Here is a 15,194-nt window from a genome sequence, read left to right as displayed (position 1 = left end):
CCGAGCGCGCCGGGCCCGGCCGGCCGGCGTAAGCCGCGGTTTGCGAGCCATTCCGACGTGAACTCGCTCTCCTTGTCCAGCAGCACGGCGACCTGCTCGGCGATCAGCTTCTCGAGCTTGCCGCCCACGAGCGGGATGCTGACCTTGACCTCCCCCGTCAGGGTGAGCTTCGAGCCGGATCCGTTGTCCGTGATGGTGAACGAACCGTCCAAGCGTCCTGGCACGCCGTTGAGCGTCACCTCGACCGTGCCCGCGCCCGCCGCCCAGTTCTCGACGCGCTGGATCACGAGGTCGCCGCCGAGCAGCGACCTGGCCATCGACGGCAGGTGCTCCGCGGGCACACCCTGCTTGAGCTGGTACGACGCCTTCCCTTCAGAGGAGGAGAACGTCACGAGCTCGGCGTCGTTGCCGCCGATCGCTGCCAGCCGGTCCCGCACATAGGTCTCGTCGACCATCGCGCCGTAGACCTTCTCCGCCGAACGGGGTGACGTGGTGTGGTGCTCGATGCGGCGTGCCATGTCGCGGAGGCTACCGTTGACGCCTGTGACCACCACGCAGTCCGTACCTCTGGCCGAGCGCACCACGCTCCGACTCGGTGGACCGGCCGCGCGGTTCGTCCACGCCACGACCGCCGCTGAGCTGGTCGAAGCCGTGCGAACAGCCGACGCCGCCGCCGACGAGAAAGTCCTCGTGCTCGGTGGTGGCTCGAACCTCGTGATCTCCGACAGCGGCTTCGACGGCACCGTGGTGCACGTCGCCACCAAGGGTTTCCGGCTCGACCCGCTGGGCGGGGGCATCGTCCAGTTCACCGTCGAGGCGGGCGAGGAGTGGGACGCGGTCGTCGCCGAGGCGGTCGCGCAGGGTCTCGGCGGCCTCGAGTGCCTGTCCGGCATCCCCGGTCTCAACGGCGCCACGCCGGTGCAGAACGTCGGCGCGTACGGCGTCGAGATCTCCCAGGTGCTGCAGTCGGTGGATCTTCTGGACCGCCGCAGCGGCAAGGTGCACCAGGTGCCCGCCGCGAAGCTCGGCCTCGACTACCGCACCAGCGTGCTGAAGAACACCGACAACGCTGTCGTGCTGCGCACCAGGTTCTCGCTCACGGCCGGCGGCATGTCCTCCCCGATCCGCTACGCCGAGCTGGCGCGCGTTCTCGGTGTGGCGCAAGGTGATCGCGTTCCGGCGGACGAGGCCCGCAAGGCCGTGCTGGAGCTGCGGCGCGGCAAGGGCATGGTGCTCGACGCCACCGACCACGACACTTGGAGCGCCGGCTCGTTCTTCACCAACCCGACCATCGACGACTCGACGTTCACCGGCGTGCTGATCCGCATCGCCGAACGTCTCGGCGCCGACGTGAACGTCCCGGTCTACCCGGCAGGTCCCGGCTTCCGGAAGCTCTCCGCCGCGTGGCTGATCGAGCGCGCCGGGTTCCGCAAGGGCCACCAGGGCCCCGGCGGCAGGGTGTCGCTGTCCAGCAAGCACACGCTGGCGCTGACGAACCGCGGCGGTGCCTCCACCGAGGACCTGCTCGACCTGGCGCGCGAGGTGCGCGACGGCGTGCGTTCGGCGTTCGGCGTGGAACTGCACCCGGAACCGGTTTTCGTAGGCGTTCAGCTGTAAGTCCGTTCGAGTGACTCCATGTGACGAACCGCTACGCCGCGTGTTTCATGGTGGTAGGGGCGGAAATGGAGGTCGCTGTGAGCTGCCTCGACGAGAACGCGCGAGAGGTCATCAGGCCGATCAAGCGCATGGTGGAGGACGAGTTCCTGTCCCGGCCAGGCGTGATCGGCGTGGACATCGGCGAGAAGGTCACCGGCGGACGTCCGACGGGCCGGGCCGCGATCGTGGTCTACGTGTGCGCCAAGGGACCCGATCTCCCGCAGCAGATCCCGCAGGACGTCGCCGGCGTGCCGACCGACGTGGTCGCCGAGTCGATCGTGCTGCACCGCGCCAGGATCACGCGCACCAACGATGAGCAACCCGTTGTGGCCGAACGGCATCCGGTGCTGCGCGGCGGAATCAGCATCGGCCCGGCCAGGTCGTTCAGGGTCGTGCCGCCGGAGGTCCCCACGGCCGGCGAGTACGTGATCGCGGGCACCCTGGGCGCGTTCGCGGTGACCAGGGACGGCGAGCGGAAAGTGTTGGGGCTCACCACGTTCCACGTCGGGTGCGTCGACGACTCGTGGTCGGTGGGCGACGAGTTCGTGCATCCGTCCAGAGTGGACGGTGGCGTGGTCGACGCCGATCAGGTGGCGGTGCTGGACCGTGCGGCGCTGGCGGGTTCGGTCAGTGCGGCGGGCCTCAGGATGGGCAACCGGCCGTTCCGCGCGGAGGTGCTCGACGTCGGCGCGATCATGGGCAGCGCCAAGGCGGTCGTCGGCTCGACCGTGCGCAAACGGGGCCGTACCACCGAGCTCACGTACGGCGTGATCACGTCGACGGACTCGACGCTGCGGCTGGACTTCGGCGACGGCATCGGCGTCAGGACGGTGCGCGACCAGATCCGCGTCCACTCGTCCGACCGCTTCGGCGACCACGGGGACAGCGGCGCTGTGCTGGTCGACGCGGACAACTTCGTGGTGGGCCTGTACGTCGCAGGATCGGGCTCGACGGGTTTCGCGAATCCCATCGAGCCCGTCCTGCGTCAGCTGGACGTGGAGCTGCTCACACCCGGTGTGCCCGAGTCGCGGAGGCCTGGGCCCGCGGCTTGAGCACGATCGTGTCCAGGTTCACGTGCGAAGGCCGGGTGACGGCGAACGCGATCACGTCCGCCACGTCGTCGGCGGTCAGCGGCGTCAGTCCCTGGTAGACCTTCGCGGCGCGTTCGGTGTCCCCGCCGAACCGGTTCGCGGAGAAGTCCGTCTCGACCATGCCCGGCAGGATCTCGGTGATCCGCACCGGCTCGCCGAGCAGCTCGCCGCGCAACGTGCGGTGCAGCGCCGACTGGGCGTGCTTGGCGCTCGTGTAGCCCGAGCCGTTGTCGTAGGCCTCGGTCGCCGCAACGGACGTCACGGACACGATGTGCCCGTCCCCTGACGCGATCAGCTTGGGGATGAACGCCTTGGTCACCAGCAGGGTGCCGAGGACGTTCGCCTCCCACATCCAGCGCCACTCCTCTGGATCACCTTCGGCGACGGTCGAAAGCCCGCGCGCACCGCCCGCGTTGTTCACGAGGACGTTCGCCCGGGGTACCCGGTCGGCGAAGGCGGCGACGGAGTCGGCGTCCGTGACGTCCAGCTCGATGGCCGTCCCGTCGATCTCCTTCGCGATAACGTGGAGAAGGTCCAGACGACGTGCACCGAGCACGACGTGGAACCCCTCGGCGGCCAACCGCCGCGCGGTGGCCTCGCCGATGCCCGCGCTTGCTCCGGTCACTACTGCGACAGGTCGATTCACGACCTCGATCGTAGGCGGCCGAATCGCGTGTGACCGACGTCACTCGCACCCTCCGGTCGTGCTGGACGTCCTGCTTGGTGGGAGGTCGAAACCGTGAAGAGAACACTTGTCGCGCTGGTCGCCGGGCTGACGCTGCTGACCGGCTGCTCGAGTGTCGAGGCGGGGTCACCGAAGGCGGACAGCTCGCTGCCGTCCGCGAAGGTCACCCTGTCCCCGGTCGACGGCACCAAGGACGTGCAGGTCACGACCCCGGTGCAGGTCACCGTGGTGGACGGCAAGATCGAGTCCGTCGCGGTCAAGTCGCCGGAGGGCAAGGAAGTCAAAGGCACGCTGACCGAGGACAAGTCGGGCTGGACCGCCGCAGAGCCGCTGGGCTACGGCAAGACGTACAGCTACTCCGGCAAGGTCGTCGGCACCGACGGCAAGCCGGTCGAGCTCAAGGGCTCGTTCACCACCGTCGCGCCCGGTTCGCAGACCCGCGCGACCCTCTGGCCGAGCGACAACCAGACCGTCGGCGTCGCGGCGCCGATCATGGTCAAGTTCGAGGCGCCCGTTCAGGACAAGGCCACCGTCGAGAAGGCCCTCAAGGTCACCAACTCGGCGAACGTCCAAGGCACCTGGGCCTGGCTGAGCGCGCAGGAAGTGCACTACCGGCCGGAGAAGTACTGGCCCGCGAACACCACCGTCAAGGTCGAGGCCAAGCTCTACGGCGTGAACTACGGCGGCGGCGCGTTCGGCAAGGCCGACGTGACCAGCGACTTCACCATCGGCCGCAACCAGGTCGTGAAGATCGACAACCCGTCGCACCAGCTCGTGGTGCTGCGCGACGGCCAGCAGGTCGCCTCGTACCCGGCGTCGTTCGGCAAGGACGCCGACCCGGAGCTGACCACGCCGAACGGCACGTTCGTGGTCATGTCGAAGCACGACACGTGGTCGTTCGACAACCCGCGCTATGGCTACACCAACGTCGTGAAGAAGTGGGCCGTCCGGTTCTCCAACCACGGCGAGTTCATTCACGAGAACAACGACAACGCGGGCAACATCGGCAAGACCAACAGCTCGCACGGCTGCGCGAACCTGCTGGAAGCCGACGCCAAGGCGTACTACGACTCGGCGCTGGTCGGTGACCCGGTCGAGGTGACCGGCTCGATCACCACGCTGCCGGCGCAGTTCGACTGGTACGACTGGCAGATCCCGTGGGACCAGTGGAAGAGCAAGTCCGCGGTCAAGTAGGACCAACCCCGGACCAACGGGAATGCGTCCCCCGACCAGGTCGTTTGCACTCGTGTGCACCTAACACACGTGACGGCGGCCGGCGGGGGACGACTGGCCGTCCGTGAGGCAGGACCGCTCGACGCGCTACCGGTGGTGCTCCTCCACGGTTGGGCGCAGACGGGGGCGGTCTGGAACCTGCCCGATTTCCGCACTTATGCCGTTGACCTGCGAGGACACGGCGAATCCGACGATTTCGGCGACTACAGGGATTCCGCGCAGTGGGCGGCGGACCTGAAGGCCGTGCTCGACCACACCGGACCGGCGACGGTCGTCGGGTGGTCCTACGGCGGGCTCGTGATCGCCGACTACCTCCGCTTCCACGGCACCGCGCTCATCAACGCGCTGGTGTTCGTGAGCGCCATCACCGAGATCGGCCGCGGTCGCCCAGGAGGCGAGACCGGGCCCGTGATGCGGGACGCGTTGCCCGCCGCGATCACCGACGACGCCGCGATGGCGAAGTTCTGCCGGGCCATGGCACCCGCACTGCCTGTTGAGACGGTTGGCGAACTCACAGCCGCTGCCACCTCCGTGAGCCATAAAGTGCGAGGTGAGCTGTTCCGCAGGGATGTGGGCAGCGCTGACGTGCTGACCGCCGTCGACGTGCCGGCCCTCGTGGTTCATGGAACTCAAGACGAGGTGGTCGCCCCTGCTGCCGCCGAGTACTCCGCCGCCCTGATTCCCGGAGCCGAGTTGAGCCTGTATCCCGACACAGCGCACGCCCCCTTCCTGGAGCGGCCGGAGCAGTTCGCCGCAGACCTGACGCGGGTGGCTCGATGAAGCGCATCGCGGTGCTCTCGGTGCACACGTCGCCGCTGGAGCAGCCGGGGACCGGTGACGCGGGCGGCATGAACGTCTACATCGTGCAGACGGCCACGCGGATGGCGCAGCGCGGCGTCGAGGTGGAGATCTTCACCCGTGCGACGTCGTCGGAGCTGCCGCCGGTGGCCGAGCTGGCGCCCGGCGTGCGCGTCCGGCACGTCGCGGCAGGGCCGTTCGAGGGACTGGGCAAGGAGGAGCTGCCCGGCCAGCTCTGCGCGTTCACGGCGGGTGTCCTGCGTGCCGAGGCACGGCACGAGCCCGGCTACTACGACGCGATCCACTCGCACTACTGGCTGTCCGGGCAGGTCGGCTGGCTCGCGCGGGAACGGTGGGGCGTGCCGCTCGTGCACACCGCGCACACGCTGGCCAAGGTGAAGAACCTGGCGCTGGCCGAGGGGGACGCGCCGGAGCCGAGGATGCGGGTGATCGGCGAGGAGCAGGTGGTCAACGAGTCGGACCGGCTCGTGGCGAACACCGACATCGAGGCCGGTGAGCTGATCAAGCTCTACGACGCGGACGCGTCCAAGGTCGCCGTGGTGCCGCCCGGCGTTGACCTCGATCGCTTCACGCCGGGTGACCAGGCTCGGGCCCGGCGCCTGCTGGGGGTGCCGCAGGACGCCGTGGTGCTCGCCTTCGTGGGGCGGATCCAGCCGTTGAAGGCACCGGACGTGCTGCTGCGTGCGGCGGCCGAGATGCTGGTCAGGGACCCTGGGCTGCGCAGCGGGCTGGTCGTCCTGATCGTCGGCGGGCCGTCGGGAAGCGGGATGGAGCAGCCGAAGGCGCTGGAGGAACTGGCGGTGCAGCTGGGGATCACCGATGTCGTGCGGTTCCTGCCGCCGCAGCCTGGCCCGGCGCTGGCGCAGGTCTATCGCGCCGCCGACCTGGTCGCGGTGCCGAGCTACAACGAGTCGTTCGGGCTGGTCGCCCTGGAGGCGCAGGCCTGCGGGACGCCGGTCGTCGCTGCGGCGGTCGGCGGGTTGCCGGTCGCGGTCAACGACGGGGTGTCCGGGGTGCTCGTGCACGGCCACGAGCCGGGTGCCTGGGCCACGGCGATCGGTGGAGTCGCGTTGCCGCAGAGGGAGCACCTGGCGAGCAACGCCGTTGGACATGCGCGACGCTTCTCGTGGGACCGCACGACTGATGCTCTGCTGGCGGGGTATCAAGAGGCGGCAGATGTGTTCCGCCGGGAGGTTTTCGCTTGAGCGTCGACGCCGTCATCAAGTCGTTCTTGGACGAACGGGAGCTGAAGTACGACCGGCGCGAGCCGGGCAAGTTCTTCGTGACGCTGCCGGGGACCAAGAAGCTGCAGACCAACGTGTGGCTGGTCGAGACGACGCACGCACTGGTGGTCGAGGCGTTCGTGTGCCGGCGGCCTGACCAGTCGTTCGAGGAGGTCTACCGCTTCCTGCTGCGGCGCAACGCCCGCCTGTACGGCGTCCACTACACGATCGACGCCGAGGGCGACATCTACCTGGTCGGACGGGTCGGGAAGCACGCCGTGACCGCTGACGAGCTGGACCGCGTGCTCGGGCAGGTGCTGGAGGCGGCGGACGGCGACTTCAACCCACTGCTGGAGATCGGGTTCGCCGACGCGATCCGGCGGGAGTGGGCGTGGCGGGTGTCGCGCGGCGAGTCGCTGGCGAACCTGCAGGCCTTCCAACATCTCGTTTCGGACTAGGCGGCAACCGCAGGCCTGCCCTGGACCGTCCGATGGGCATGGGCAGACCAGTTCTGTGGGTGGGAGTCGCGTTGCTGGCCCTCGTTTCAGCGGGGTGCGGCAGTGGCATGAACAGCGGGGGGTCGGCGAGAGATGCCGCCTCACCGCAGGTGGCGCAGCAGAAGGCGCCGCAGCAGGAGAACGCACCGCAGCAGGAGAACGCACCGGCCGCCGTGCAGCCGGTGCAGCAGCAGGAACGGCAGTTGGTGCGCACGGCGACCGTTGACCTGCGCAGTGACGACGTGCTGAAGGCGATCGGTCAGGTGAAGGACCGGGCGCAGGCCGTCGGCGGGTTCGCCGGGCAGGAGAACTCGACCAAGACCTCCGGATCCGTGACCGTGCGGGTGCCGTCGAACGAGCTGGACCGGGTCGTGACGGATCTGGCGAGCATCGGTGAGGTCACGCATCGCGAGGTGCGCAGCGAGGACGTCACCGAGCAGCTGGTCGACGTCGAGGCGCGCATCGCGACGCAGAGGGCCAGCGTCGACCGGATGCGCGTGCTGTTCGAGCGGGCAGGGACGACGGCCGAGATCGCGCAGATCGAGGGCGAGCTGACCAAGCGGCAGAGCGAGCTCGAGTCGATGCTGCGGCGCGCGGAGTCGCTGAAGGGCAAGGTCGCTCTGGCCACGTTGACCGTGCAGGTCAGAACCGTTCCGATCGCGCCGCCCGAGCCAGAGAAGACCGGGTTCCTCGGCGCTCTCGCCGGTGGCTGGAACGCGTTGGTCGCGGTTGTGGGCGTGATCTTGATCGGTGTCGGCGCCATGCTGCCGTTCGTGGTGGCGCTCGGGGTGCCGGCGGCGGCGGTGATCTACGCGCTGCGGCGCCGCAAGCGCATCACTCGAATGAATGAAGCAGCATGATCACTCTCTACTGAGAGTGTGCCTTTGTGAGGCGCGGAACGGCTCGGGAGAGAGGGGGAGTCGCATCGAGCCGTCCCGCGTCAAAGGTCCCCGCTGCAATGGATCCGTGGACGGGGGGAGCCTCCGGATCCCTAGCGGGCCGCGCGATTCGACGGGGGGTGACGAACCGCGCACGTTGCCTCACGTTCGTCGAGTAAGCGTGGGAGCCGACTCACGGAGGCGGTATCAACTTCCCAGATACGTCCTTGCGTTTACAAGTGCTTGTATTACTCCATTCGAGTGTATTTAGTCGCGCTAAGTAACGTCTCTGTAGCGATCACGCGACCTTGACCTGCCCAGTGGGCTGGATCACGATGTGCCCACAGGCCGGGTGCACAGCGAGTGAATGAGGTCGCCGCATGGTTTTTCGCAGTCCGTTCCCCGACGTCGAGATCCCTGATGTGTCGCTGCACCAGCTGTTGTTCGGCGACATCGCCGACCGTGCGGACCGGGTTGCGTTGATCGACGGCATGTCCGGCGCCTCGCTCACCTACGGCCAGCTCGCCGGGGCGATCGACCGAATGGCCGCCGCACTGGCCGCGCGCGGCATCGGCAAGGGCGACGTCGTCGGCATCCTCAGCCCGAACACGCCCTACTACGCCGTCGTCTTCCACGGCATCCTGCGCGCGGGCGCCACCGCGACCACGATCAACGCCCTCTACACGCCGGACGAGGTCGCGCACCAGCTGCACGACGCGGGCGCGAAGATGCTGTTCACCGTCTCGGTCCTGCTGCCCAACGCCGCTCCCGGCGCGGCGAAGGCCGGCGTGACCGACGTCGTGGTGCTGGACAGCGCCGAGGGCTACCCGTCTCTGGGCGAGCTGCTGGCGAACGACCACCCGGTGCCTGACGTGGAGATCAACCCGGCCGAGGACGTCGCGGTGCTGCCGTACTCGTCCGGCACGACCGCGCTGCCCAAGGGCGTGATGCTGACGCATCGCAACCTCGTCGCGAACCTCGTGCAGTGCGGGCCGATCTTGTCCGACGTCGGGCCGCACACCCGGATCCTCGCCGTGCTGCCGTTCTTCCACATCTACGGCATGCAGGTCCTGATGAACAACGGCCTGTACATCGGCGGTGTCGTCGTGACGCTGCCGAAGTTCGAGCTGCCCGAGTTCCTGCGCGTGATCGCCGAACACAAGACCGACCGCGTCTACATCGCACCGCCGGTCGCCGTGGCGCTGGCCAAGCACCCGATCGTCGACAACTACGACCTGTCCGCGATGAAGATGCTCTTCTCCGGCGCCGCGCCGCTGGACGAGGACCTCGCCGACGCGGTGAAGAAGCGCATCGGCTGCAAGATCGCGCAGGGCTACGGCATGACCGAGATGTCGCCCGTCAGCCACGCGATCCCCGACAGCCGTCAGGACATCTCGATCGGCACGGTCGGCGTGATCATCCCGAACCTCGAGTGCCGCCTGGTCGACCCGGCCACGGGCGCCGACGTCGGCGTGGGCGAACGCGGCGAGCTGTGGTGCAAGGGCCCGAACATCATGAAGGGCTACCTGAACAACCCCGATGCCACCGCCGCCACCATCGACGACGAGGGCTGGCTGCACACCGGCGACGTGGCGGTGATCGACGCCGAGGGCATCGTCACGATCGTCGACCGCGTCAAGGAACTGATCAAGTACAAGGGCTACCAGGTCCCGCCCGCCGAGCTCGAGGCAGTGCTGCTCACCCACGAAGAGATTGCCGACGCCGCGGTCATCGGCGTGCGCGACGCCGACGGCGAGGAGGTCCCGAAGGCGTTCGTGGTGCGCCAGCCGGCCTCGTCCATCGACGAGGCCGCGGTGATGGCGTTCGTGGCCGAGCACGTCGCGCCGCACAAGAAGGTTCGCGTCGTCGAGTTCATCGAGGCGATCCCGAAGTCGGCCGCGGGCAAGATCCTGCGCAAGGACCTGAGGGCTCGCGAACAGGTCTGAGATTCAGCGTTCGAGAGGCCCCGGCAGGATGCTGCCGGGGCCTCTCGAGATTCAGGTCTGCAGCAGCGTCTTCTGCAACGTGCTCGTCAGCCAGTCCCGATAGCGGCCGGGCGACCAGCCCAACAGCTGGTGCACGTGCGGGGACAGCATCGTCACCAGCACGTCGGCGACCGCGTCGACGTCGAGCTCCTGGATCACTTCACCGGTCTCGACCAGCGCGGAAGCCAGCGCCAGGCAGTTCGCGCGCATCGCGTGCTCGCCCTCGTCGGAGATCCGCCGCATGTCCGGATCCGCGCCGGCCGACTCGATGCCCGCCATGATCAACGCACCGGCGCGCTCCAGCACGGCGCCGTTCCCGCGCACCATCCCGGCGATCATCTCGCGCGCCGTGGAAACACCGAGCACCTCCTCGAACTCCGGCCGGTCCCGCATCGCGACCGGCAGCTCGTCGCCCGCGACCGCCACGTTCAGGGCGTCCTGGAAGATCTCGACCTTGTTCCGGTAGTGCGTGTAGACGGTCCGCTCGGACACGCCCGCCTCGTACGCGATCTTCTTGATCGACGTCGCCACGAACCCGTCCCGCGCGAACAACCGGTGGCCCGCGTCGCGCACCAGCAGGCGCGTGTAGGCGGCCCCCTGCTCCCGCAGCGGTGAGCTGTACGAACGCTTGACTTCGTCACTCATCGAGCGCAGCCTACCTGTATTCGTTGTGGGTCGTCTGCAGTCAATTTAGGCCGTCCGGGCTGAGCCTGCGGCTCAACCCGGAGAAGGCGCGGGCGATCGCCGGTTTCGACCCGGTCAACTGGGCGGTGGAGACCAGAAAGGACCTCAACGACTGGATCGCGCACCTCGACGAGCTGAAGATCCCCCACTCGCCGGAGATCGAGGCGAGCATCGGGTGGCTGCTGGTCTTCAACGACCCGGACGGGCTGGAGATCCACGTCTACACCGACGAGTCCCATGGCGTGGATCACGGTGACCGGCCCGGGTACGGCAGGAGGGTCGGCATGGCAGGCTAGCTGCCATGTCTGTCGGAACCTTGGTGCTGCTCCGCCACGGCGAGAGCACGTGGAACGCGGAGAACCTGTTCACCGGATGGGTGGACGTTCCCCTGTCGGAGAAGGGCGAGCGGGAGGCCCGCCGCGGCGGCCAGCTGCTGCGCGAAGCCGGTGTGCTGCCGGAGATCCTGCACACGTCGCTGATGCGCCGGGCGATCATGACCGCCAACCTGGCGCTCGACGCCGCCGACCGGCACTGGATCCCGGTCCGCCGCGACTGGCGCCTCAACGAGCGCCACTACGGCGCGTTGCAGGGCAAGAACAAGAAGCAGACGCTGGAGGAGTTCGGCGAGGAGCAGTTCATGCTCTGGCGCCGGTCCTACGACACCCCGCCGCCGCCCATCGAGCCCGGCAGCGAGTACTCCCAGGACACCGACCCTCGCTACGCGGACCTCGGCCCCGACCTGCCGCTGACCGAGTGCCTGCTCGACGTCGTCAAGCGCATGCTCCCGTACTGGGACGAGGCGATCGTGCCGGACCTGCGCACCGGCAAGACCGTTCTCGTGGCCGCGCACGGCAACTCGCTGCGCGCGCTCGTGAAGCACCTCGACGGCATCTCGGACGAGGCCATCGCGGGGCTGAACATCCCCACCGGCATCCCGCTGCGCTACGACCTCGACGAGGACCTGAAGCCGCTCAAGCCGGGTGGCGAATATCTCGACCCGGACGCCGCGAAGGACGCCATCGCGGCGGTCGCGAACCAGGGTCGCTGACCACATTTCGGGAAATGCACGCGTGTACCGATCGGCGGTGCGCGCGTGCATTTTTCGTAGGCCGTCCGTCCTAAGGACACGGTTGGGTGAACTGGGCCTGACCAGGGGCAGAACATCCTGGTCCAAAGGTGTCATGGGCGTCACGGTTCATGCCTGTGTACTAGGCCAAGACACCTCTGAGCTGCTTACCATTCGCTTGTGACCACAACGGGTTACCTCGCTGTGTCGGTCGGCGTCGCGCTCATCGGCGTGATCGCCGGTTTCCTCATTGGCCGGTTCACCGCTCCGCGTCCGCCGAAGGCCCCTGAGGGCCTGACGGTCGCCGACCTGATGCAGCGGATCGTCCAGGACTCCCACGACGGCATCGTGGTGCTGAACCACTTCGGTGACGTCGTCCTGCACAACCCTCGCGCCGAAGAGCTCGGGGTCGTCCGCAACAACCGCGTCGACGACCGTGCGCGCAAGGCTGCGGAGGCCGTCCGCAACAGCAACGAGGTCGTGTACGTCGACGTCTCGCCGCCGGAGGGGTCCAAGGGCCGCCAGCCCGCGGCCGTGCACGCCGAGGTCCGGCTGCTGACCGAGGGCTTCACGGTCGTGGACGCGAGCGACGAGTCCGAGGCCGTGCGGCTGGAGAAGACGCGGCGCGACTTCGTGGCCAACGTCAGCCACGAGCTCAAGACCCCGGTCGGTGCGCTGGCACTGCTGGCGGAGGCCGTGCTGGACGCGAGCGACGACCAGGACGAGGTCCGCCGCTTCAGCGCGAAGATCATGCAGGAGGCCACCCGCCTCGGCACGCTCGTCACCGAGCTGATCGCGCTGTCGCGCCTGCAGGGCGCGGAGAAGCTGCCCGAGCTCAGCGACACCGAGATCGACGTCGTGATCAACGAGGCGCTGTCGCGGTCCAAGCTCGCCGCCGAGTCGGTCAACATCTCGATCACCACCGACGAGCCGAGCGGGTTCGTCGTGCCGGGTGACCGGTCGTTGCTGGTCACGGCGCTGACGAACCTGCTGGACAACGCCGTCGCGTACTCGCCTCCCGGCAGCCCGGTGAGCGTGAGCCGCAGGCTCGTGGACGGGCACGTCGAGATCGCGGTGACCGACCGCGGCATCGGCATCGCCGAAGACCAGCAGACGAGGGTTTTCGAGCGGTTCTACCGCGTGGACAAGGCTCGATCGCGCGCGACCGGAGGCACCGGCCTCGGGCTCGCGATCGTCAAGCACGTCGCCGCCAACCACGGTGGCGAGGTGAAGCTGTGGAGCCTGCCAGGAACGGGTTCCACCTTCACGCTGCGGATTCCCGCCGCGGCGACCGAATCGAACCCGAACCTCGTGCCGACCGGCGCGGGTGATCCAGGAGGAGAGCTGTGACCAGGGTGCTCATCGTGGAGGACGAGGAGTCCTTCGCCGATCCGCTCGCCTTCCTGCTGCGCAAGGAAGGGTTCACCGCGGCGCTCGCGGCCACCGGCCAGGAGGCGTTGGAGGAGTTCGACCGCAACGGTGCCGACATCGTGCTGCTCGACCTCATGCTTCCCGGCATGAGCGGCACCGACGTCTGCAAGCAGCTGCGGCAGCGCTCCGCCGTGCCGGTGATCATGGTGACCGCACGCGACAGCGAGATCGACAAGGTCGTCGGCCTGGAACTGGGCGCGGACGACTACGTCACCAAGCCGTACTCGGCGCGTGAGCTCATCGCCCGCATCCGCGCGGTGCTGCGCCGCGGCGGCGAGTCGGAGGACCTGCTGCCGCAGATCCTCGAGGCCGGCCCTGTGCGGATGGACGTGGAACGCCACGTCGTGACCGTCAGCGGCCAGGACATCAGCCTGCCGCTCAAGGAGTTCGACCTCCTCGAGTACCTGCTGCGCAACGTTGGCCGCGTCCTGACCAGGGGCCAGCTGATCGACCGCGTGTGGGGAGCGGACTACGTGGGCGACACGAAGACGCTGGACGTGCACGTCAAGCGGCTGCGGTCGAAGATCGAACCGGACCCGTCGGCTCCGCGGCACCTCGTGACCGTTAGGGGCCTCGGTTACAAGTTCGAGTCCTGACGGACACGACCAGGTACCGTTTCCGGCGTGCGCCTGGGCGTTCTCGACGTGGGTTCCAACACCGTCCACCTTCTCGTGGTGGACGCACATCGTGGTGCCCACCCCATCCCGATGACGTCCGAGAAGACGATCCTGCGTCTCGCCGAGCAGCTCGACGACAAGGGTCAGCTCTCGAAGGCGGGCGCTGACCAGCTGGTCCGTGCCGTGGCCGCCGCGAAGGCGTCGGCCAAGCGGTCCGGCTGCGACGACCTGATGGCGTTCGCGACCTCGGCGGTGCGCGAGGCGGGCAACTCCTCGGAGGTGCTCGACCGCGTTCGCGGCGAGACCGGGGTCGACCTCAAGGTCCTGTCAGGCGAGGACGAGGCGAAGTTCACCTTTCTCGCGGTCCGCCGCTGGTACGGCTGGTCCGCGGGCAAGCTGCTGTGCCTCGACATCGGCGGCGGCTCGCTCGAGCTCGCCGTCGGTCGCGACGAGAACCCCGACATGGCCTTCTCCGTGCCGCTGGGCGCGGGCCGGCTCACCAGGACCCGGTTCAAGAAGGACCCGCCCCGGCGCTCGGAGGTCCGCGAGACCACCGATTGGCTGGCAGAGCAGCTCGCGCCCGTCGCGCGGAAGCTGAAACGCGCGGGTGAACCCGATCGGGTGGTTGCAACTTCAAAAACTTTCCGAACGCTGGCGCGGCTCACCGGGGCCGCGCCATCGTCTGCCGGGCCCAGGGCGCGCAGAGTGCTCACCGACGCGGGCCTGCGGCAGCTGATCGCGTTCATTTCCCGGATGTCGGCCAGTGACCTCGCCGAGCTGGAAGGCGTGAGCACCTCGCGCGCACACCAGCTCGTCGCGGGCGCGCTGGTCGCGGAGGCAACGATGCGAGCCCTGTCACTCACGCAGCTGGAGATTTGCCCCTGGGCCCTCCGGGAGGGTGTCATCCTTCGGCGGCTGGACCACACTGATGGGACGGACCAGAGCGATACTGGACGGACTGGCCAGACCGGGGCACGGTGGAGTTGATGAGTCGAGAGAGCGGATCGGACCAGACGCAGCGCACAGTCGCTGAGCTGCTCGCCCAGTACGGCGGGAGTTCAGAGGCTGCGCCACGTCGGCGACGCCGCCGGGCTGCTGATGACGAGGACGACGTCCAGCAGCCGGAGACCGCGCCCCAGACGATCATCGAGCGGGTCCTGTCCGACAGCGGCCGGCTGATGGCGATCCGCGACGACGACGCGGCTCCGTCCGGCCGTCGCGCGGCTCCGGAACCTCCTGCCGTCAAGCCACCTCCTGTCGCACCGCCACCTGCCGCCGAGCGCACGGCGTACCAGCAGAAGCCGCCGGTGGCCCCGCCCGCGCAGCCCG

16 protein-coding genes and 1 pseudogene are annotated in these 15,194 nt (G+C 68.7%); 14 read left to right on the top strand and 3 right to left on the bottom strand.

What is annotated here, in order from left to right; all coding sequences use genetic code 11:
• On the bottom strand, positions 1–518 hold a 518-nt coding region (locus tag FXN61_RS37845; protein WP_188135923.1), incomplete at its 3' end, for a DUF2505 domain-containing protein.
• Between FXN61_RS37845 and FXN61_RS37840 the strand changes: the two genes are divergently transcribed.
• Together FXN61_RS37840 and FXN61_RS37835 are read left to right on the top strand one after the other, a co-directional pair.
• Positions 517–1,617: a UDP-N-acetylmuramate dehydrogenase gene (locus tag FXN61_RS37840; protein ID WP_246292491.1), complete on the top strand. Its 1,101-nt coding sequence runs from the start codon at positions 517–519 to the stop codon at positions 1,615–1,617. The two genes, FXN61_RS37845 and FXN61_RS37840, sit on opposite strands and share 2 nt — an antisense overlap.
• 65 nt (positions 1,618–1,682) lie before the next feature.
• Positions 1,683–2,708 carry a chymotrypsin family serine protease gene (locus tag FXN61_RS37835; RefSeq protein WP_167978722.1) on the top strand — a complete coding sequence of 342 codons (1,026 nt, stop codon included), beginning with the start codon at positions 1,683–1,685 and terminating at the stop codon, positions 2,706–2,708.
• Here the strand turns inward: FXN61_RS37835 and FXN61_RS37830 are convergent.
• Positions 2,662–3,393, bottom strand: a complete 732-nt coding sequence (locus tag FXN61_RS37830) for an SDR family oxidoreductase (RefSeq protein ID WP_167978721.1) — start codon at positions 3,391–3,393, stop codon at positions 2,662–2,664. The genes FXN61_RS37835 and FXN61_RS37830 overlap by 47 nt on opposite strands.
• Before the next feature lie 93 nt (positions 3,394–3,486).
• Here FXN61_RS37830 and FXN61_RS37825 point away from each other — a divergent pair, with 93 nt between their 5' ends.
• The 6 genes from FXN61_RS37825 (at position 3,487) to FXN61_RS37800 (ending at position 10,028) form a co-directional block, all read left to right on the top strand.
• Positions 3,487–4,626 carry a L,D-transpeptidase gene (locus FXN61_RS37825; protein WP_167978720.1) on the top strand — a complete coding sequence of 380 codons (1,140 nt, stop codon included), beginning with the start codon at positions 3,487–3,489 and terminating at the stop codon, positions 4,624–4,626.
• Between the two features lie 69 nt (positions 4,627–4,695).
• Complete coding sequence (locus tag FXN61_RS37820; RefSeq protein ID WP_167978719.1) at positions 4,696–5,445, top strand: alpha/beta fold hydrolase; 750 nt, start codon at positions 4,696–4,698, stop codon at positions 5,443–5,445.
• Positions 5,442–6,689 carry a D-inositol-3-phosphate glycosyltransferase gene (mshA, locus tag FXN61_RS37815; protein WP_167978718.1) on the top strand — a complete coding sequence of 416 codons (1,248 nt, stop codon included), beginning with the start codon at positions 5,442–5,444 and terminating at the stop codon, positions 6,687–6,689. Before FXN61_RS37820 ends, mshA begins: the two co-directional genes overlap by 4 nt.
• On the top strand, positions 6,686–7,165 hold the full coding sequence (locus FXN61_RS37810) for a type III secretion system chaperone family protein (protein WP_167978717.1): 480 nt from the start codon (positions 6,686–6,688) through the stop codon (positions 7,163–7,165). The genes mshA and FXN61_RS37810 overlap by 4 nt, the downstream gene beginning before the upstream one ends.
• Positions 7,166–7,272: 107 nt before the next feature.
• A complete protein-coding gene (locus FXN61_RS37805; protein ID WP_167978716.1) occupies positions 7,273–8,064 on the top strand; it encodes a DUF4349 domain-containing protein in 792 nt (263 codons plus the stop codon).
• Positions 8,065–8,462: 398 nt separating this feature from the next.
• Positions 8,463–10,028 carry a 4-coumarate--CoA ligase family protein gene (locus FXN61_RS37800; RefSeq protein WP_167978715.1) on the top strand — a complete coding sequence of 522 codons (1,566 nt, stop codon included), beginning with the start codon at positions 8,463–8,465 and terminating at the stop codon, positions 10,026–10,028.
• A 51-nt stretch (positions 10,029–10,079) separates the two neighbouring features.
• Here the strand turns inward: FXN61_RS37800 and FXN61_RS37795 are convergent, their stop codons facing one another.
• Positions 10,080–10,712, bottom strand: a complete 633-nt coding sequence (locus FXN61_RS37795) for a TetR/AcrR family transcriptional regulator (RefSeq protein ID WP_167978714.1) — start codon at positions 10,710–10,712, stop codon at positions 10,080–10,082.
• 23 nt (positions 10,713–10,735) lie between these two features.
• On the opposite strand from FXN61_RS37795, the gene FXN61_RS37790 reads away from it, so the two are divergent.
• The 6 genes and pseudogenes from FXN61_RS37790 to FXN61_RS37765 all read left to right on the top strand — a co-directional run.
• A complete protein-coding gene (locus FXN61_RS37790) occupies positions 10,736–11,047 on the top strand; it encodes a VOC family protein (protein WP_167978713.1) in 312 nt (103 codons plus the stop codon).
• 5 nt (positions 11,048–11,052) lie between these two features.
• Entirely contained in the window at positions 11,053–11,799 is a 747-nt protein-coding gene (locus FXN61_RS37785) for a phosphoglyceromutase (protein ID WP_045309658.1), read from the top strand.
• Positions 11,800–11,997: 198 nt separating this feature from the next.
• Positions 11,998–13,167, top strand: a complete 1,170-nt coding sequence (locus FXN61_RS37780; RefSeq protein ID WP_167978712.1) for a sensor histidine kinase — start codon at positions 11,998–12,000, stop codon at positions 13,165–13,167.
• Positions 13,164–13,844 (top strand): response regulator, encoded by a 681-nt coding sequence (locus tag FXN61_RS37775; protein WP_109629061.1) that lies wholly within the window; start codon positions 13,164–13,166, stop codon positions 13,842–13,844. The genes FXN61_RS37780 and FXN61_RS37775 overlap by 4 nt, the downstream gene beginning before the upstream one ends.
• Positions 13,845–13,871: 27 nt before the next feature.
• The gene (locus tag FXN61_RS37770; protein ID WP_167978711.1) at positions 13,872–14,852 is read left to right on the top strand and encodes a Ppx/GppA family phosphatase; all 981 of its coding nucleotides are present in this window, start codon (positions 13,872–13,874) and stop codon (positions 14,850–14,852) included.
• Positions 14,852–15,194 (top strand): annotated as a pseudogene (locus tag FXN61_RS37765) (hypothetical protein); the annotation flags it as partial. The gene FXN61_RS37770 and the pseudogene FXN61_RS37765, both read left to right, overlap by 1 nt.

It is taken from the genome of Lentzea indica, assembly GCF_012184385.1.
GTDB classification, from domain to species: domain Bacteria; phylum Actinomycetota; class Actinomycetes; order Mycobacteriales; family Pseudonocardiaceae; genus Lentzea; species Lentzea indica.
The sequence above is the reverse complement of the archived record's forward strand: the minus strand, read 5'-3'. Positions and strand labels throughout refer to the sequence as shown.

Excerpts from the sequence above, each read along its gene's own strand:
- FXN61_RS37805 (WP_167978716.1), top strand. The coding sequence starts at position 7,273 with ATGAACAGCGGGGGGTCGGCGAGAGATGCCGCCTCACCGCAGGTGGCG.
- FXN61_RS37785 (WP_045309658.1), top strand. The coding sequence starts at position 11,053 with ATGTCTGTCGGAACCTTGGTGCTGCTCCGCCACGGCGAGAGCACGTGG.
- FXN61_RS37835 (WP_167978722.1), top strand. The coding sequence starts at position 1,683 with ATGGAGGTCGCTGTGAGCTGCCTCGACGAGAACGCGCGAGAGGTCATC.
- FXN61_RS37840 (WP_246292491.1), top strand. The coding sequence starts at position 517 with ATGTCGCGGAGGCTACCGTTGACGCCTGTGACCACCACGCAGTCCGTA.
- mshA (WP_167978718.1), top strand. The coding sequence starts at position 5,442 with ATGAAGCGCATCGCGGTGCTCTCGGTGCACACGTCGCCGCTGGAGCAG.
- FXN61_RS37800 (WP_167978715.1), top strand. The coding sequence starts at position 8,463 with ATGGTTTTTCGCAGTCCGTTCCCCGACGTCGAGATCCCTGATGTGTCG.
- FXN61_RS37795 (WP_167978714.1), bottom strand. The coding sequence starts at position 10,712 with ATGAGTGACGAAGTCAAGCGTTCGTACAGCTCACCGCTGCGGGAGCAG.